This is a genomic window from Cyanobium sp. ATX 6A2 (assembly GCF_024346355.1).
Taxonomy (GTDB): Bacteria; Cyanobacteriota; Cyanobacteriia; order PCC-6307; family Cyanobiaceae; genus NIES-981.
Genome location: NZ_JAGQCU010000001.1, coordinates 412,474 through 429,761, shown reverse-complemented (window position 1 = coordinate 429,761; position 17,288 = coordinate 412,474). Strand labels below are relative to the sequence as shown.

The 17,288-nt window shown below is 72.4% G+C and carries 14 protein-coding genes; 10 read left to right on the top strand and 4 right to left on the bottom strand.

Annotated elements, in window-relative coordinates; translation table 11 throughout:
• The first annotated feature begins 9 nt into the window (after positions 1-9).
• The 5 genes from hypF to hypD are packed head-to-tail and all read left to right on the top strand — an operon-like array spanning position 10 to position 8,766.
• Complete coding sequence (gene hypF, locus KBY96_RS02320) at positions 10-2,598, top strand: carbamoyltransferase HypF (protein ID WP_254977569.1); 2,589 nt, start codon at positions 10-12, stop codon at positions 2,596-2,598.
• Positions 2,555-2,866 carry a HypC/HybG/HupF family hydrogenase formation chaperone gene (locus tag KBY96_RS02315; protein WP_254977568.1) on the top strand — a complete coding sequence of 104 codons (312 nt, stop codon included), beginning with the start codon at positions 2,555-2,557 and terminating at the stop codon, positions 2,864-2,866. Before hypF ends, KBY96_RS02315 begins: the two co-directional genes overlap by 44 nt.
• Positions 2,835-6,623 carry a pyruvate:ferredoxin (flavodoxin) oxidoreductase gene (gene nifJ, locus KBY96_RS02310; RefSeq protein WP_254977567.1) on the top strand — a complete coding sequence of 1,263 codons (3,789 nt, stop codon included), beginning with the start codon at positions 2,835-2,837 and terminating at the stop codon, positions 6,621-6,623. Before KBY96_RS02315 ends, nifJ begins: the two co-directional genes overlap by 32 nt.
• Positions 6,620-7,633 carry a dihydroorotate dehydrogenase-like protein gene (locus tag KBY96_RS02305; RefSeq protein ID WP_254977566.1) on the top strand — a complete coding sequence of 338 codons (1,014 nt, stop codon included), beginning with the start codon at positions 6,620-6,622 and terminating at the stop codon, positions 7,631-7,633. Before nifJ ends, KBY96_RS02305 begins: the two co-directional genes overlap by 4 nt.
• Positions 7,630-8,766, top strand: coding sequence for a hydrogenase formation protein HypD (hypD, locus tag KBY96_RS02300; RefSeq protein ID WP_254977565.1), 1,137 nt, complete (start codon positions 7,630-7,632; stop codon positions 8,764-8,766). The genes KBY96_RS02305 and hypD overlap by 4 nt, the downstream gene beginning before the upstream one ends.
• Here the strand turns inward: hypD and KBY96_RS02295 are convergent.
• On the bottom strand, positions 8,739-9,779 hold the full coding sequence (locus KBY96_RS02295; protein ID WP_254977564.1) for a phytanoyl-CoA dioxygenase family protein: 1,041 nt from the start codon (positions 9,777-9,779) through the stop codon (positions 8,739-8,741). The two genes, hypD and KBY96_RS02295, sit on opposite strands and share 28 nt — an antisense overlap.
• Before the next feature lie 68 nt (positions 9,780-9,847).
• Between KBY96_RS02295 and hypE the strand changes: the two genes are divergently transcribed.
• Positions 9,848-10,861 carry a hydrogenase expression/formation protein HypE gene (gene hypE, locus KBY96_RS02290; RefSeq protein WP_254977563.1) on the top strand — a complete coding sequence of 338 codons (1,014 nt, stop codon included), beginning with the start codon at positions 9,848-9,850 and terminating at the stop codon, positions 10,859-10,861.
• Here hypE and KBY96_RS02285 read toward each other — a convergent pair.
• Positions 10,823-11,359 carry a hypothetical protein gene (locus KBY96_RS02285; protein WP_254977562.1) on the bottom strand — a complete coding sequence of 179 codons (537 nt, stop codon included), beginning with the start codon at positions 11,357-11,359 and terminating at the stop codon, positions 10,823-10,825. The genes hypE and KBY96_RS02285 overlap by 39 nt on opposite strands.
• A gap of 113 nt (positions 11,360-11,472) precedes the next feature.
• On the opposite strand from KBY96_RS02285, the gene KBY96_RS02280 reads away from it, so the two are divergent.
• Positions 11,473-11,706, top strand: a complete 234-nt coding sequence (locus KBY96_RS02280; RefSeq protein ID WP_254977664.1) for a hypothetical protein — start codon at positions 11,473-11,475, stop codon at positions 11,704-11,706.
• Positions 11,707-11,769: 63 nt separating this feature from the next.
• Here the strand turns inward: KBY96_RS02280 and KBY96_RS02275 are convergent, their stop codons facing one another.
• Together KBY96_RS02275 and KBY96_RS02270 are read right to left on the bottom strand one after the other, a co-directional pair.
• A complete protein-coding gene (locus KBY96_RS02275) occupies positions 11,770-12,471 on the bottom strand; it encodes a hypothetical protein (RefSeq protein WP_254977561.1) in 702 nt (233 codons plus the stop codon).
• 106 nt (positions 12,472-12,577) lie between these two features.
• Entirely contained in the window at positions 12,578-13,066 is a 489-nt protein-coding gene (locus tag KBY96_RS02270) for a helix-turn-helix domain-containing protein (protein ID WP_254977560.1), read from the bottom strand.
• Between the two features lie 287 nt (positions 13,067-13,353).
• Here KBY96_RS02270 and KBY96_RS02265 point away from each other — a divergent pair, with 287 nt between their 5' ends.
• The 3 genes from KBY96_RS02265 to KBY96_RS02255 are packed head-to-tail and all read left to right on the top strand — an operon-like array spanning position 13,354 to position 17,006.
• Positions 13,354-14,691, top strand: coding sequence for a cytochrome P450 (locus KBY96_RS02265; protein ID WP_254977559.1), 1,338 nt, complete (start codon positions 13,354-13,356; stop codon positions 14,689-14,691).
• On the top strand, positions 14,691-15,389 hold the full coding sequence (locus tag KBY96_RS02260; protein WP_254977558.1) for a class I SAM-dependent methyltransferase: 699 nt from the start codon (positions 14,691-14,693) through the stop codon (positions 15,387-15,389). The genes KBY96_RS02265 and KBY96_RS02260 overlap by 1 nt, the downstream gene beginning before the upstream one ends.
• A gap of 45 nt (positions 15,390-15,434) precedes the next feature.
• Entirely contained in the window at positions 15,435-17,006 is a 1,572-nt protein-coding gene (locus KBY96_RS02255) for an alpha/beta fold hydrolase (RefSeq protein ID WP_254977557.1), read from the top strand.
• Positions 17,007-17,288 lie beyond the last annotated feature (282 nt).

Sequence of the window (17,288 nt, the reverse complement as noted above, 5' to 3'; positions counted from 1 at the left end):
GCCCGCCCCATGGCCGAGCAGGCCCGCTTGCTGCTGCACTGCCGCGGCACCGTGCAGGGGGTGGGCTTCCGGCCGTTCGTGCATCGCCTGGCCAGCCGGTATGCGCTGGTGGGGGAGGTGGAGAACGTGGCCGGTGCGGTGCGCATCGACCTGCAGGGTGAGCGCCGCGCCCTGCAGCGCTTCCTGCGCGGCCTGCGCACCGAGCTGCCGGCCCCGGCCCGCCTGGAGCCCCTGCGGCCGCGCTGGTTGCCCGCCCGGCCGCGGCGGCCCGCCGGCCTGCGCATCGCCGCGGCGGCCCCCCGGCCCCTGGGCGTCGGCCTGATCGCTCCGGCGCTGGTGGCCGATCTGGCCCCCTGCCCCGCCTGCCGCGCCGAGCTGGCCGATCCCAGCGGCCGCCGCCACCGCTACCCGTTCATCAGCTGCAGCGCCTGCGGCCCGCGCTATTCGATCGCCACCGCCGAGCCCTTCGCCCGCGCCCACACCACCCTGGCGGCGTTTCCGCTCTGCCCTGCCTGCAGGCGGGAGTTCGAGGATCCCGCCGATCGCCGTTTTCACGCCGAAACCATCGGCTGCCCGGCCTGCGGGCCGCGCCTGCAGCTGCTCGCCGCTGATGGAGCCCACCTCAGCGCGCCTGCCGGTGGTGCCGACGAGCCGGAGGAGGACCCGATCACCGCGGCGGCCCGCCTGCTGCGCGGCGGCGCGATCCTGGCCCTACAGGGGGTGGGGGGATTCCAGCTGCTGGTGGATGCCACCCAGCCGCAGGCGGTGGAGCGGCTCCGGCGGCGCAAGCGGCGCCCCGCCAAGCCCTTCGCCCTGCTGGTGGCCGAGCCGGCCTGGCTGGAGGCCCAGGTGCAGATCGGCGAGGCCGAGCGGCAGCTGCTGAGCGCGCCGGCCGCCCCGATCGTGCTGCTGCGCCGCCGCCACGCTGCTGCGGCTGCCGCTGCCGACGCGGTGATGGCCGACGCTGTGGCGCCGGGCAGTGCGGCCCTGGGGGTGATGCTGCCCGCCTCGCCCTTGCACCAGCTGCTGGTGGAGGCGGTGGGGCGGCCGTTGGTGGCCACCAGCGGCAATCCCAGCGGTGAGCCGCTGTGCATCGATCCCCTGGAGGCCCGCCAGCGTCTGGGCGCCATCGCCGATGGCTTTCTGGTGCACAACCGCCCCGTCGCCCGCCCCCTCGACGACTCCCTGGCCCAGCTGATCGACGGCCGGCCGGTGCTGCTGCGCCGGGCCCGCGGCTACGCCCCGGCGCCCCTGGAGCTGCCGGCCCCACCGACTGCCGATGTCACCGTGCTGGCCCTGGGCGGCGACCTCAAGGCGGCACCGGCCCTCGCCCGGCACGGGCGGATCTGGGTGGCGCCCTACCAGGGCGACCTGGCCGGGGCCCGCCAGCAGCGGGCGCTGGAGGCGGGGCTGGAGGACCTGCTGCAACGCTTCGCTAACGGCACAGACGACGCTGAGGCGCCGTTGGAGGAGCTGGTGGGCGACGCCCATCCCGGCACCGTGGGCCGGGCGCTGGGGGAGTTGCTGGCGCGGCGTCATGGCCTGCCCCTGCAGCTGGTGCAGCACCACCGGGCCCATGGCCTGGCGGTGGCGGCCGAGCACGGCCTCGATGGTCCCCTGCTGGTGTGGGCCGCCGATGGTCTGGGCTACAGCCCCGGCCCGGGACACCAGCTCTGGGGTGGGGAGCTGCTGCTGCTCGATGGCCCCGATGCCGCTGCCCAGCGGCTGGCCTGCCTGCGGCCCTTCCCGCTGCCCGGCGGTGAGCGGGCGATGCGCGAGTCGCGCCGCGCTGCCCTGGGGCTGCTGCTGGCGGCCGATCCGGCGCTGCTCGATCACCCCGGTGCGGCCGCCTGCCGCCAGGCGTTCAGCGCCGACGCCTGCCGGCTGCTGGCGGTGGCGGTGGCCAGCGGCTGCAACGCCCCGCTGAGTTCGGCCCTGGGGCGGCTGTTCGACGCCATCGCTTCCCTGATGGGGGTGGTGCAGGAGCAGAGCTTCGAGGGGGAGAGTGGGCTGCTGCTGGAGGGCCTGGCGCGGCGCTGGAGCAAGCAGCCGGCGCCGCTGCCCACGCTCTCCCTGGTGCCGGCCCCGGATCTGCCCCTGGGCTGGCTCAACTGGGAGCCGTTGCTGCGCCAGCTGCTGGCGGCCCGGGCCGCCGGGGAGGAGGCGGGCCCCCTGGCGGCCGGTTTCCATGCCGCGCTGGTGGAGTCGCTGGTAGCGGCGGCGCGGCGGGCGGCCGAGGCCAGCGGCTGCCGGCGGCTGGCCCTGGCCGGCGGCTGCTTCCAGAACGCCCTGCTGCTGGAGGGCTGCATCGCCGGCCTGCGGGCCGCCGGCCTGGAGCCCTGCTGGTCTTTACAACTGCCGTGTAACGACGGCGGGCTGGCCCTGGGTCAGCTGTGGGCAGCCCTGAAGCGCATGCCTATAACGAAATCGGGAGCCCCCGCTGTGCACCACCTAGATCCTCACCTAGATCCGCACTTGGATCCGCACCCAGATCCGCGCTCCCCGCACTCCGCTTTCGGTCCCGATGTGTCTGGCCACGCCCGGAGTGATCCTGGTGATCAGCGACGGCCAACCCCCAGCCGGGACCAGAGCGGCTGATGGGGCGGCTGGGGCGGCAGCGGCGGCCGATTCCCTCTGGCGCTGCGCCGAGGTGGACTTCGGCGGCGTGCGCCAGCAGGTGAGCCTGGCCTGCCTGCCGGAGGCGGTGGTGGGCGATCGGGTGCTGGTGCACGTGGGGGTGGCCCTGAGCCTGGTCGAGGACGACGACCCCCCCTGGCCGGCGGATCGTCGTTCGCACCCCAGCTCAGCCAGCCAGCCCTCCGCCCCCCGCTCCGATGACGGCCACCCAGTTCAGCCCCGGCACTGACGCCACCGCCACCACTGCCACGATCACGGTGGACGGCAACGAGGCCGTGGCGCTGGTGGCCTACCGCCTCAACGAGGTGATCGCCATCTACCCGATCACCCCCGCCTCGGCGATGGGGGAATGGGCCGACGCCTGGGCGAGTGAGGGCCGGCCCAATCTCTGGGGCTCGGTGCCCGCGGTGGTGGAACTGCAGAGCGAGGCCGGGGCCGCCGGCACCGTGCATGGCGCCCTGCAGGCCGGCTCCCTCACCACCACCTTCACGGCCAGCCAGGGGCTGCTGCTGATGATCCCCAACCTCTACAAGCTGGCGGGGGAACTCACACCGGTGGTGCTGCACGTGGCCGCCCGCTCCCTGGCGGCCCAGGGGCTGTCGATCTTCGGCGACCACAGCGACGTGATGGCCACCCGCGGCACGGGCTGCGCCGTGCTCTGTTCGGCCTCGGTGCAGGAGGCGGGCGACTTCGCCGCCATCGCCACCCGCGCCAGCCTGCGCAGCCGTCTGCCGTTCCTGCACATGTTCGACGGCTTCCGCACCTCCCACGAGATCCAGAAGCTGCACCCCCTCAGCGACCACCTGCTCCGCCAGCTGATCCCCGAGGCCGAGATCAGCGCCCACCGGGCCCGGGCCCTCACGCCCGACCGTCCGGTGATCCGCGGCACCGCCCAGAACCCAGATGTGTATTTCCAGGCGCGGGAATCGGTGAACCGCTTCTACGACGACGCGCCCGGCCACGTGCTGGAGGCGATGGAGCGCTTCGGTGAGCTCAGCGGCCGCCACTACCGCCCCTACGACTACGTGGGGCCGGTCGATGCCGAGCGGGTGCTGGTGTTGATGGGCTCGGGCTGCGAAACGGCCGAGGAAACGCTTGAGGTGCTGCAGGCCGCCGGCGAGCGGGTGGGGCTGCTGAAGGTGCGCCTGTTCCGGCCCTTCTCCGCGCGCCTGCTGGTGGAGGCCCTGCCGGCCAGCACCCGGGCGATCGCCGTGCTCGATCGCTGCAAGGACCCCGGCGCCAGCGGTGAACCCCTCTACCTCGATGTGCTCACCGCCATCGCCGAGCAGTGGCTCGCCGTGCACGGCGGGGGCGGCGCGGTGCCGCTGCCGAAGGTGGTGGGGGGCCGCTACGGCCTCTCCTCCAAGGAGTTCACTCCGGCGATGGTGAAGGCGGTGGCCGATCACCTCAAGGGCGCTCTGGTGGGCGGGGCGGTGCTCAACCACTTCACCGTGGGCATCGACGACGACCTCACCCACCTCTCGCTGCCGCTGGACGAGAGCTTCGTCACCGAGCGGCCCCTGGCCGGCGGCGGTGATGGCGAGGGCGGCAGCGCTGGCACGGGCGGCGAGGTACGCGCTGTGTTCTACGGCCTGGGCTCCGACGGCACCGTGGGGGCCAACAAGGCGGCGATCAAGATCATCGGCGAGGGCACTGATCTGTTTGCCCAGGGCTATTTCGTCTACGACTCGAAGAAATCCGGTTCGGTCACGGTGTCGCACCTGCGCTTCGGGCCCCGGCCGATCCGCTCCACCTACCTGATCCAGCGCCCCACCTTCGTGGCCTGCCACCAGTGGGATTTCCTGGGCCGCTTCGACCTGCTCGCCGGCATCGAGCCCGGCGGGGTGTTCCTGCTCAACAGTCCCTATGCGCCCGCCGAGAGCTGGAGCCGCCTGCCGCAGAGCCTGCGCGGGCAGATCCGCGAGCAGCAGCTGCGGGTGTGGGTGATCGACGCCAGCGGTGTGGCCCGCGACGCCGGCATGGGCTCGCGCATCAACACCGTCATGCAGGCGGGGTTCTTCGCGGTCAGCGGCGTGCTGCCCCGCGAGGAGGCGATCGAGCGCATCCGCGCCTCGATCCGCAAGACCTACGGGCGCAAGGGGGAGGCGGTGGTGGCCATGAACCTGGCCGCCCTCGACGCCAGCCTCGACCATCTCCATGAACTCGACTGGCGGCAGCTCGATGCCGTCGCAAGCCAGGCCGCGGCGGCTGCCGATGCCGGCGTGGCTGGAGCCGCCGCCGAGCCCTCCATGGCCGAGCGGCTGGAGCAGGCGCCGGCCTTCGTGCGGGATGTGATCGCGCCGATGCTGGAGCGCCGCGGCGATGCGCTGCCGGTGAGCGCCCTGCCCTGCGATGGCACCTGGCCGGTGGGCACCTCCCGCTGGGAGAAGCGCAACATCGCCGCCGAGGTGCCGGTGTGGGAGAGCGACCTGTGCGTGCAGTGCGGCAAGTGCGTGATGGTGTGCCCCCACGCCGTGATCCGCGCCAAGGTGGCCGAACCCCAGGCCTTCGGGGCCGCGCCGGAGGGCTTCCGCACCGCTCCGGCTCGCGATCACGCCTTCGACGGCCAGACGTTCACCATCCAGGTGGCGGCGGAGGACTGCACCGGCTGCGACCTCTGCGTGGAGGTGTGCCCGGCGCGCGACCGCAGTGAGCCGAAGCGCAAGGCGCTGAACATGGCCCCGCAGCGGCCCCTGCGGGAGCAGGCCCGGGCCAACTGGGACTTCTTCCTGCAGCTGCCGGAAGCGCCGCGGGGCGGGCTCAACCTGCACAAGATCGGCCAGCAGCAGCTGCAGCAGCCCCTGTTCGAGTTCTCCGGGGCCTGCGCCGGCTGCGGCGAAACGCCCTACCTCAAGCTCGCCAGCCAGCTGTTCGGCGACCGCATGCTGATCGCCAACGCCACCGGCTGCAGCTCGATCTACGGCGGCAACCTGCCCACCACCCCCTGGAGCGCCAACGGCGAGGGCCGGGGCCCGGCCTGGAGCAATTCGCTGTTCGAGGACAACGCCGAGTTCGGCTTCGGCATGCGTGTGGCGCTGGATCAGCAGCGCCAGATGGCGCTCGATCTGTTGCAGGCCCTGGCGAGCTGGCTGCCGAGCGAGCAGCTGCCGCCGGCCCTGGTGGACGGCCTGCGCGACGCCGACCAGGGCGATGAGGCCGGCATCGCCGAGCAGCGTGAGCGGGTGACGGCGCTGAAGCAGCGCCTGGATGCCGTGCTGGCGGATGGCACCGCAGCACCCGACACAGCAGCGAATGGCAGCGCAGATGCGGCCCGCCGGCTGCTGGAGCTGGCCGATGCCCTGGTGAAGAAGAGCGTGTGGCTGGTGGGCGGCGACGGCTGGGCCTACGACATCGGCTTCGGCGGCCTCGACCACGTGCTCGCCGCCGGCCGCGACGTCAACGCCCTGGTGCTCGACACCGAGGTGTACTCCAACACCGGCGGCCAGGCCTCCAAGGCCACGCCGCTGGGGGCGGTGGCCAAGTTTGCCGCCTCCGGCAAGCCAGCCGGCAAGAAGGACCTGGGCCTGATGGCCATGACCTACGGCACCATCTACGTGGCCAGCGTGGCCATGGGCGCCCGCGACGAGCACACCATCCGCGCCTTCCTGGAGGCCGAGAGCTACCCGGGGCCGTCGCTGATCCTGGCCTACTCCCACTGCATCGCCCACGGCATCGACATGGCCAGGGGCATGGGTCACCAGAAGCTGGCGGTGGACACCGGCCGCTGGCTGCTCTACCGCTACGACCCGCGCCGCACCGAGCGGGGCGAGAACCCCCTGCAGCTGGACAGTCCGGCGCCGCGGCGCAAGCTGGAGGAGGGCATGGCCGCGGAAAACCGCTTCCGGATGCTGCGCTACAGCCAGCCCGAGCGGGCCCGGGAGCTGGGCCGCGCCGCCCAGGTGGAGCTCGACCGCCGCTGGGCCGCCTTCCGCGCCCTCGCCGGCCAGGGCACCGACGACGGCAGCGAGCCGGGAGGTGCGTCATGAGCGTGAACACCGCCGTGGACCTCAGCACCACCTACCTCGGCCTGCCCCTGCGCACCCCCCTGGTGGTGGGCGCCGCCTGGCCCCTCAGCGAGCACGTGGAGCAGCTGCAGGAGCTGGAGCGCCATGGGGCTTCGGCGATCGTGCTGCACTCGCTGTTCGAGGAGCAGATCGAGCAGGAACAGCTCGATCTCAACTGGCATGCCAGCCACGGCGCCGAGAGCTACGGCGAGGCCCTCAGCTACCTGCCCGACACCGCCGTGCTGCATCAGGGCCAGGACCTCTACCTGCAGCTGATCGAGCAGGCCCGCCGCTGGCTGCAGATCCCGGTGATCGCCAGCCTCAACGGCAACCACCCCGGCCGCTGGGTGGAAACGGCGCGGCGCATCGAGGCGGCCGGCGCCCACGCCCTGGAGCTCAACATCTACGACCTGCCCACCGACCCGGAGCTGAGCAGCGAGGCGATCGAAACCCAGGTGGAGGAGATCGTGCGCGAGGTGCGTGCCGAGGTGCGGCTGCCCCTGGCGGTGAAGCTCAGCCCCTACTTCACCAACCTGCGCGCCATGGTGCGGCGGCTGGGGGCGGCCGGCGCCGACGGGCTGGTGCTGTTCAACCGCTTCTACCAGCCCGACATCGACATCGAGGAGCTGGAGGTGCGCCCCAACCTGCTGCTCTCCACCCCCCACGACCTGCGCCTGCCGCTGCGCTGGATCGCCCTGCTGCACGGCCGCGAGCCCCTCGACCTGATCGCCAGTGGCGGTGTGTCGCGCGGCACCGACGTGGTGCGGCTGCTGATGGCCGGCGCCTGCGCCACCCAGATGGTGGCGGCCCTGCTGCGCCACGGGCCCGAGCGCCTGCGCGGCATCGAGGATGAGCTCAGCACCTGGCTGATGGAGCACGACTACAGCTCCCTGGCGGAGCTCACCGGCAGCATGAGCCAGCTGCGCTGCGCCAATCCGGGCGAATACGAGCGCGCCCAGTACATGCGCGTGCTGCAGAGCTACCGGCCATGACGTCCACCATCCCGCCACGGCCGGTGGCCTCTGCCGCCGCGCGTGTGGCCGAGCTGGCCGCCGAGCTGGTTGCCATCACCACCCGGCCCTGGACCCTGATGGAGGTGTGCGGCGGCCAGACCCACGCGATCGTGCGCTGGGGCCTGGATCAGTTGCTGCCGCCGGGGGTGGAGCTGATCCACGGGCCCGGCTGTCCGGTGTGTGTGACGCCCGCCGCCACCATCGATGCCGCCCTGGAGCTGGCGCGGCGGCCGGAGGTGATCCTCTGCTCCTACGGCGACATGCTGCGGGTGCCGGGCAGCGACCCCGGCGACGATCTGCTCGGCGTGCGGGCCGCCGGTGGCGACGTGCGCCTGCTCACCTCACCGCTGCAGGCCCTGGAGCTGGCCGCCAGCCACCCCGAGCGCCAGGTGGTGTTTCTGGCCGTGGGCTTCGAAACCACCGCCCCCGCCACGGCGCTGCTCGCCCGCCAGGCCCTGGCCCTGGGGCTCCCCAACCTGTCGCTGCTGGTGGCCCACGTGCGCGTGGTGCCGGCCATGGCCACGATCCTGAGCGACCCCGGCAACCGGGTGCAGGGGTTTCTGGCCGCCGGCCATGTGGGCACGGTGATGGGCCTGGCGGAACTGCACCGGCTGGTGCAGCGCCACCGGCTGCCGGTGGTGATGACGGGCTTCGAGCCCGCCGACGTGATGGCCGGCCTGCTGGCCTGCGTGCGCCAGCTGGAGGCCGGCAGCGCCGAGGTGGTGAACGCCTACGGGCGGGTGGTGCGGCCTGAGGGCAATGCCGCCGCCCAGCGCCAGATGGAGGCGGTGTTCGCGGTGGTGGACCAGCCCTGGCGGGGCCTGGGGGTGCTGGCCGGCGGCGGGCTGGCCCTGCGCGGCGCCTACCGCCGCCTCGATGCCCGCGAACGCTTCGGGGTGGATCGCGCCTTCAGCGCTGTGGGAGGGGGTGGCGCAGCCCGTGACTCTGTGTGCATCGCCGGCGCCATCCTGCGCGGCCAGGCCAGCCCGCCCGACTGCCCCGCCTTCGGCAGCACCTGCACGCCCGACCATCCCCTGGGGGCGCCGATGGTGTCGAGCGAGGGGGCCTGCGCCGCCTACCACCGCTACAGGCCGGCGTCGATCGGGCCCTGACCAGCCGGCTTCCAGGGCATCTTGGCCAGCCCCAGCGGCTGCAGCCGCTGCAGGGCCGCCAGCTGCAGGCTGCCGATGCGGTCGCGCACCCAGGGCAGGGCCAGGGGATCAAGGCCGTTCCAGGGTAGGTAGGGGTTGCGGCGCAGGGCCGCGTAGATCTCCACCCGGCAGGTGGGGTGGTGGCTGGCGGTGCGGCCGTGGAAGCCGCGGGTGTCGGCGATCACCAGGGTGTTGGCCTTCACCGCGAAGCGGCGCGGCTGCGGCAGCCCCATGGCGGCCAGATCCTCCGGCCCCACCCGGAAGGAGCCGCGGGCGTGATAGGTGACCGGATGCTCGGCGGCCTCCAGGCTCTGGCGCCGCTCCCAGGCCAGCCGCTCGCGGGTCATGCGGTGGGAGCCGGGAACGTAGGCGAAGGGCCCCTCGTCCTCGGCCACGTCGTGCAGGAAGAACCAGGCCTTGGCGAGCGAGTGGAAGGTGTCGGCGTGGAGGCTGGCCTGGGGATCGGGCCGGTCCCTGGGCAGCCCGGCCAGGATCGCCTGCAGCGAGAAGATCGGCTCGGCGCCGGTGCCGGCCACGTAGCGGATCAGGTTGCGGATCTCGCGGCTGGCCAGCAACCGCTCCAGCTCGGGGTGGCTGCCGCGCAGACGGGCGCGATCGAGGGGGACCCGGCGGGTGATGGCATTGCCCTGGCGCATCTCCAGCCGCGGCCACGCGCTGCCGAAGATCTCCCGGCGCAGGGCCTCGAACTGCTCGGGGGGCAGCAGGTTCTCGCGGATCACGTAGCCCTGCTCGGCGTAGTGCTGCCGGTCGGCGGCCGTGATGCGCCGGCCCAGGCGCCAGCGCCGCTGGGCGGTGATCGCGTCGGCCAGGCGGATGCGGCCCACGTGCAGGCCGAGGCGGTTCAGGCGCCGGCTGCCGAGCACGGGGTTGTCGCGGAACGACTTGGCTCCGCTGAGCAGGGCCAGGGGGGCCAGGGCGGTGCGCAGGGCGCGAAAGGGGGCGGCCTTCGCCATCGGCAGCGGATCGCTCTGCGGATCTGCCATTCTCCGACCAGGCCCAGCCCGCCCAGCGCCCGAGCCCGATGACCGAGCGGATCCAGCTGGCCCACGGCGGCGGCGGCAGCCTGATGCAGGAGCTGATCCGCACCGAGCTGCTGCCCCTCTACGGCGAGCCGGCCCCGGTGTTGCACGATGCCGCCAGCCTGGCCATGCCCCCGGGCCGGCTGGCCTTCACCAGCGACTCCTACGTGGTGCAGCCGCTGGAGTTTCCCGGTGGCGACATCGGCCGCCTGGCGGTGGTGGGCACCGCCAACGATCTGGCCATGGCCGGTGCCCGGCCGCGGCACCTGAGCGTGGCCCTGATCCTGGAGGAGGGCCTGCCGCTGGAGCTGTTGCGGCGCATGGTGGCCTCGATGGCGGCGGCGGCGAGCGCCTGCGGGCTGAGCATCGTGACCGGCGACACGAAGGTGGTGGAGCGGGGCAAGGCCGACCGCCTGTTCATCAGCACCAGCGGCATCGGCGCGATCGAGGCCGCCGAGCCCATCACCCCGGCGGCGATCCGGCCCGGCGATGCCCTGCTGGTGAGCGGTGATCTGGGCCGCCACGGCGTGGCGATCCTGGCGGCCCGCCATGGGCTCGATCTGCAGCCGCCGGTGCTGAGCGACTGTGCGCCGCTGTGGCCCCAGGTGGCGGCCCTGCTGGAGGCCGGGGTCAGCCCCCACTGCCTGCGCGATCTCACCCGCGGCGGGCTGGCCAGCGCCCTGGTGGAGCTGGCGGAGGCCTCCGGCCTGGAGTTCGCCGTGCAGGAGGAGCGACTGCCGGTGATCGAGCCGGTGGCGCGCACCTGCGAGCTGCTGGGTTTCGAGCCCCTGCACCTGGCCAATGAGGGGCGCTTTCTGGCGGTGCTGCCGGCCGAGCAGCTGGAGCGGGCCCTGGCGGTGCTGGGCGCGCTGCCGGACCCGACCGGGGCGGCCTGGATCGGCACGGTGCGGCCCCGGCCCGCGGGCGCCGCAGCGCGGGTGCTGCTGGCCACGGCCCTGGGCACCGAGCGGCTGCTGCTACCGCTGAGCGGCGAGCTGCTCCCCCGCATCTGCTGAGGCATCTGCTGAGGGGCAGCGCCAGCAGGCCAGGCCGCCGCCGCGGCCCCGGGCCAGCAGCCAGCGGCCCTGGCCATCGCTGCCGCAGGCGATCAGCGCGAAGAACGGCTGCCGGCTGGGCTCAGCCGCGGGCAGGGAGCGCTGCAGTAGCAGCCGCGGACCCAGCCGCAGCTCCAGTTGCTCGAAGCCGAACTGCAGCAGCGGCCGCCGGCCCGCCAGCCGGCCCCAGCCGCAGAAGCGCAGCTCCAGGGAACCGAAGCGCACGCTGTTGGCCAGCTGCAGCGGGGCTTCTGGGTTTGGGGAGCTGGGGCTGATGGTGAGGCTGGCCCTCAGCAGGCGCAGCAGGGCCGCCTGTGGCGCCTGGGGTGTGGCCTGCTCCCGGCTCCAGAGCTGATGCAGCTCCCAGGGCCCCAGCACCTGCTCAAGGCTGATCCCCGAGCCATCGCGGCGCGCCAGCCGTTCCAGCTCCAGCACCTGCTGGCCATCGAGTTGCTTCATATCGCTTGACGTTTACATAGCTTGATCCCGTTTTAAGTATCCCTGCTCAACTCGCTTGTGCCCCAGAAGGGCTGGGCATACGGTGACGATCACCAGCCACACCCGGAGGAGCCATGGCCGTTCAACAGCCCAATGTTCAGCTTAATCACGGGCTCAGCCAACAAGCCCCCAATCATCAAGCCCCCGATCATCCAGCTCCAAGCCTGCAGGCTCATGGGGTGGCGCAGGCTTTAGGCGACACCGCCTTTGATCCGGTGGAGGCCTATTTCGAGTGCATCACCACCTGCTCTCTCGATGATGGCGAGTGCATCACCGTGTGCACAGACATGTTGCGCGATCAGGTGTGATCGTGATCAGGAGGATCCCACGCAGGTGGTGTCCTCTCGGCTGACATCTCAGCTGACATCCACTTACACGAACTCCACCGTGCCGTCGCGTCGCACGGCCAGGGTGCCGCTCTGATCGATCTCGATGCGGTCGCGCCGCCTGCTGTCGATGGCACCCACTTCATCGAAGTCGAACAGCCGCAGCCTGTCGTCGTTGCGTTCGATCCGTACTTCCCGGCCCCTTCGGCCGCCGCCACGTCGACTCACCTCATAGCGGCCGCGGGGCAGCTGCAGAGTGTCGCGGTCGTTTTCGCTGCCGAAGACGGTGTGCTGGCCGAAGCCGATGAAGGTGTCGCGGCCCTGACCCATGTCGATGAAGCCGCGGCCGCGGATGCCGCCGTCACGCACATCCACCACGTCGTTGCCGTCCTGCATGAAGATGAAGCGGCGGTTGCGGATGGCCCCATCGCCGCCGGAGGCCTCGATGCGGTCGTCACCAGGCCCCATGAAGATGAAGCCCTCATTGTTGATGCCGATGCCGTTGCGGCTGCGGCCGATCAGCAGGTCGTCGCCCGGGCCCAGCTGCAGGTTGCCGCGATCGCTGAAGAATCCGGGCTCGCTGTTGTTGGTCTGGCCGGTGATCACATCGTCGCCGTCGAGGGCGTTGATCAGGTCGCGGCCGTCGGTGCGCACCCCACGCCGTTCATCGATCACCCGGTTGGTCCGGCGATTCCAGCTGCCGCGAGTGGCACCGAACCAGCCATCAGGGGTGAGAACGGTTGTCAAGGCAGCGCTGCTCGCGATTGCCCCGATCCTCCCATCGCGTTCCTGGCAGGGTCAAGGCGCGCTGTTCAGGTTGCGGGGCCGGCTTGCGCTGCCGCTGCCCCCGCGTTCAGCTCTGCTCCACCAGCTCCGGGGACAGCAGCAGGGCGTCGCCGGCGGGGTCGAGCCGGAGCAGGCCTTGCTGGCGCAGCTGACTGATCTGGCGGGTCACGGTGGAGCGGGTGCTGCCGATCAGTTCGGCCAGCCGGGCGTGGCTGAGGGCCAGGGGCAGGTGGTAGCCAGCGCTGGTGCGGCGCCCGAAGCGCTGCACCAGAAGTTGCAGCAGCAGGCGCAGGCGCAGATCGGCTCCCACCGGATGGCGCACCAGGTGCAGTTCCAGCAGCCAGTCGCCGATCAGGTCGTGGCTCACCGGGCAGTGCGTCAGCGGCTGCAGCTCGCAGCGCAGGGGCGTCTGGGCCTCCAGCAGACAGCTGCTGGCCGCCGGCAGGCGCAGCCAGGGGGAATCCTCACGGGTGGCGAAGGCCAGGGTCACATCGCTCCAGGCGCGGCCGGCCGGCTGGCTGAAGCAGGCGGCGATCCGACCGATGCCCTCCTGCACCGTGAGCTTCAGGCAGTTGGCAACCTGGGAATCCTGGCCCAGCAGCAGCGACTGATGGGCGGCGAGAGTGATCGAACGCGGCGACTCCAGAAGGGCTCGGCCTGCGGGGTTGGCCCCGATTGTGCAGCGCCTGGAAGCTCGATTCGCGGCCCCCGATCGCCTGTGGCGCAAACGAACCTGCTCAGGTGATCGGGGGCACGGCGGCGGGCGTCGTTGGTCACGATCGATCCCCCGCCTCGCCAGGGTGAAGCCCCTCGATCCCTCCGCCCGCGCGGGCGACGCACCCGATGACGGCCGGCCCGCCCCGTCCCCTGCCCGGCACCGGTGCCGCCAGCGGCATCCTCGAAACCCTGGCCTTCTTCCGCGATCCGGGCTTTGCGCGACGGCGCTTCGAGCGCCACGGCAACGTGTTCGAAACGCGGCTGCTGGGCCAGCCGCTGGTGTTCATCCGCGGGGAGCGGGCGATCACCAACCTGCTCGCCCATCCCCAGAGCGTGCGGGGCTGGTGGCCCGCCAGCGTGCGCGAGCTGCTCGGCAGCCGCTCCCTGGCCAACCGCAACGGCGCCGACCACCGGGCGCGGCGGCGGGTGGTGGGGCAGCTCTTCGCTGCCGCCGCTCTGCGCCGCTACAGCCCGGCGATCGTGGCCCTGGTGGAGGAGCTGGTGGCCGAGCTGGCCCAGGCCCGCGAACCGCTGGCGCTGGCGGAGCGGCTGCGGCGCTTCGCCTTCACGGTGATCGCCACGGTGGTGCTGGGCCTGGAGGGCGATGACCGCGAGGCCCTGTTCGCCGATTTCGAGATCTGGACCAAGGGGCTGTTCGCCTTCCCCCTGGCGATCCCCGGCAGTCCCTTCGCCCGCGCCCTGGCGGCCCGCGCCCGGCTGCTGGAGCGGCTGGGAGTGGTGCTGCGCCGTGCCCAGGCCCAAGCGGCGGCCGGGGAGCCGCTGGCCGCCGGCGGCCTGGATCTGCTGGCCGGCGGGCTGGATGAGGTGGGCCTGCCCCTGGCCGACGACGACGTGGTGGAGCAGCTGCTGCTGCTGCTGTTCGCCGGCTACGAAACCACCGCGTCCTCGCTCAGCTGCCTGATGCTGGCCCTGTTGCAGCACCCGCTGGAGGAGGCCTGGCTGCGCCAGGAGCTGGCGGGGCTGAGCTGGCCGCCGGCGCCGGAGCTGGCCACCACGGCCTACGACCCCAGCCGGGCGCCGCGCCTCGATGCGGTGGTGATGGAGGTGATGCGGTTGACCCCGCCAGTGGGCGGCTTCTTCCGCCGCACCACGGCGCCGCTGGTGCTGGATGGGGTGCTGGTGCCGGCCGATCGGGTGGTGCAGGTGGCCCTGGCCGCCCACAACCGCCATGGGGAGGCCAACCTGGAGACCTTCCGGCCCCAGCGCCACCTCGAGGGCTCCTGCCCGGTGGCCCTGCTGCCCTTCGGCGGCGGTGAGCGGGTGTGCCTGGGCAGGGCCCTGGCGGAGCTGGAGATCCGGTTGCTGGCGGTGGGGCTCCTACGGGGGGTGGAGCTGGAGCTGGTGCCGGGGCAGAACCTGGAGCTGCAGGTGATCCCCAGCCCGTCCCCCCGCGATGGCCTGCTCGTGTGCCCCAGGATGGGATGGCGTGATGCGGTGGCCTGATGGCCCAGACGGTGGAGCCGGTTCAACAGGTGCTCAGCGCCTCCGAACGGTTCAAGCTCGATGCCGGCGACGACGCCCTCTTCTACGCCGAGCCCCGCTTCGTGCAGCACCTCGATGCCGGCTTCCGGGCGCGGCTCACGGCGCTGTATCGCGAGCGCATCCCACCCTGTGCGGTGGTGCTGGATCTGATGAGCAGCTGGGTGAGCCACCTGCCGGATGACGTGAGCTACGAGGAGGTGATCGGTCACGGCCTCAACGACCAGGAGCTGCAGGCCAACCCGCGCCTCGATCGCCACTGGCGGCAGAACCTCAATGCCGATCAGCGTCTGCCCCTGAATGACGCCAGCGTGGATGCGGTGCTGATCGTGGCCGGCTGGCAGTATCTGCAGTATCCGGAGGCCATCGCCGCCGAGCTGCTCCGGGTGGTGCGGCCCCGGGGCCATGTGATCGTGGCCTTCTCCAATCGGATGTTTTTCCAGAAGGCGCCGCAGATCTGGACCGACGCCGGTGACCGCGACCACCTGGCCACCGTGGCCCGGGTGCTGATGGCCCAGGGCTGGCCGCGGCCTGAGCTGATCGCGGAAGACACCCGGGCCCCCGGGCCGCTGGGCTGGATCGGCGGCAAGGGCGATCCCTTCTTCGCGGTGATTGCCACCCGGCCCGACGGCACCCGCCCGGACGGCGCCTCCCAGGGCTGAAACGCCAGCTGCGGCTAGCGTCCGCTTATCACCCCACAACCTGGCATGTCCTCCCCTGGTCGTTCCCGGAGTCGCCGCAGCTGGCGCTTCGATCTGTCGGGCCGTCAGCTGGGCCGCGTGCTGGGCTCCGGCCTGGTGGGGGCCGCTCTGCTGGCGGCCGCCCCCGCCCGGGCGATCGAGGAGGTGATCATCGAGTTTCCCCTCCTCGATATGGAGGTGCTGGTACGGGTGCCGGAGCTGGAGGACCCGGCGTTGCTGCGCCAGGGCACCAGCGATCTGGCCGAACTCGACCGCGCCAGCCGCGGCATGCTCGGCCCCAAGCTGGCCGAGGTGTTCAACCAGCCGGTGCCGGTGGGGCTGGTGCAGCTCGCCGAGGGCTCGGTGGGCTCCCCCCTGCTGGAGCAGGCCCTGCTGGTGCTTTCCTCCCTGGGCTCGGTGGAGGGATCAGATCAGGAGTTCACGGGCGCCGAGCTGCAGGAGGCGCTGCAGGCCGCCTCCGCCAATGGCCCCCCCACCCTGCTGTCGCTGATCAAGGCGATTCCCGGGGATCGGGTGCGCTTCAACCTGGGCCGCATCCGCGAGGTGAGTGAGCAGGTGCTGGCCCAGCGCCGCCGAACCGATGCGCTGATCGCCTCCCTGCCCGCCGCGCCCGTGTCGGCGGTGGCCGAGGTTGCGGCGCCGGCGGTGCGGCGCAGCGAGCAGAGCCTGGTGGTGGCGCACCGCCCCGAGCCCCTGCAGCTGGTGCTGCTGCGGCCGGCCGAGGGGGGCAACGGCCGCCTGGTGCTGATCTCCCATGGCCTCTGGGACGGTCCGCGGTCGTTCGAGGGCTGGGGCCAGCGCCTGGCCCGGGCGGGCTACACGGTGGTGTTGCCCCGCCACCCGGGCAGCGATGAACAGCAGCAGCAGGAGCTGCTGCGCGGCCAGGTGCCTCCTCCGGCACCGGAGGAACTGGTGTTCCGGCCCAAGGACATCTCGGCGGTGATCGATGGCGCCGCCGCCGGCCAGCTGGACGGCGTCTCGGTGAGCAGCGACCGGGTGGTGGTGATCGGTCACTCCTGGGGGGCCACCACGGCCCTGCAGGTGGCGGGGGTGTCCACCACCAGCTCCAGGCTGCAGGCGCGCTGCGACGACCTCAGGGATCCGGAGCGCAACCTCAGCTGGACGCTGCAGTGCAGCTGGCTGGACGCCGCCGAGAAGGCCAGCCTCGGCGATGGCCGGGTGATCGCGGCGGTGGCCGTGAGCCCGCCTCTGGCCCTGCTGTTTCCGGAAGGGGCGGGGCGTGAGCTCCAGTCGCGCGTGCTGCTGGTGAGCGGCAGCAACGACTGGGTGGTGCCTCCTGATCCGGAGGCCGTGAACCCGATTTCCCAGGGCGGCGCCACCGCCCTGGGTCACCGCCTGGTGCTGGCCAACGGCGGTGACCACTTCAACCTGCGGCCGGGCGACGGCCCCAGTGGCGGCGTGCTCGGCAACCTTGTCCTGGCCTGGACCGATGGAGCATTCGCCGCCGGTGCGGGAGTCAAGCCCCGGGAGGGGGCACCCAGTCTGCTGGGCACCACGGACTGGGGGCACGCCCAGATCCCCCTGGTGGATGTGAGCAACCACCTGCAGGCTGAGTGAGCGGCTTGCGATGCGATGCCTGACAGTCGGGGCAGACGGCCGGCTCGTGGCCATGGGGTTCTTCTCGAGCTCCGAGATGCTCACGGCGGTCTCGGTTCGCACTCGATGGACCACCAACGCCAGATCAGCTGGACGTCTCAGCCTGGGTTGCTGGAGAGGTCGTTGCCGGCCAGGTGGTGGACAAGCTCTCGACAGGCCGGGCAGGGTTGGCCCTCATCCGCGCGCCGTGATCACCATTTTGGGCGGCAGGAGTAGCGCACCAGCTGTGCTGGCCGCTGAAAA

Bases quoted from the DNA above. Each gene is read 5' to 3' on its own strand.
- hypE (WP_254977563.1), top strand. From the start codon at position 9,848: ATGACCGAGCGGATCCAGCTGGCCCACGGCGGCGGCGGCAGCCTGATG.
- hypF (WP_254977569.1), top strand. From the start codon at position 10: ATGGCCGAGCAGGCCCGCTTGCTGCTGCACTGCCGCGGCACCGTGCAG.
- KBY96_RS02285 (WP_254977562.1), bottom strand. From the start codon at position 11,359: ATGAAGCAACTCGATGGCCAGCAGGTGCTGGAGCTGGAACGGCTGGCG.
- KBY96_RS02265 (WP_254977559.1), top strand. From the start codon at position 13,354: ATGACGGCCGGCCCGCCCCGTCCCCTGCCCGGCACCGGTGCCGCCAGC.
- hypD (WP_254977565.1), top strand. From the start codon at position 7,630: ATGACGTCCACCATCCCGCCACGGCCGGTGGCCTCTGCCGCCGCGCGT.
- KBY96_RS02280 (WP_254977664.1), top strand. From the start codon at position 11,473: ATGGCCGTTCAACAGCCCAATGTTCAGCTTAATCACGGGCTCAGCCAA.
- KBY96_RS02305 (WP_254977566.1), top strand. From the start codon at position 6,620: ATGAGCGTGAACACCGCCGTGGACCTCAGCACCACCTACCTCGGCCTG.
- KBY96_RS02295 (WP_254977564.1), bottom strand. From the start codon at position 9,779: ATGGCGAAGGCCGCCCCCTTTCGCGCCCTGCGCACCGCCCTGGCCCCC.
- nifJ (WP_254977567.1), top strand. From the start codon at position 2,835: ATGACGGCCACCCAGTTCAGCCCCGGCACTGACGCCACCGCCACCACT.
- KBY96_RS02260 (WP_254977558.1), top strand. From the start codon at position 14,691: ATGGCCCAGACGGTGGAGCCGGTTCAACAGGTGCTCAGCGCCTCCGAA.
- KBY96_RS02255 (WP_254977557.1), top strand. From the start codon at position 15,435: ATGTCCTCCCCTGGTCGTTCCCGGAGTCGCCGCAGCTGGCGCTTCGAT.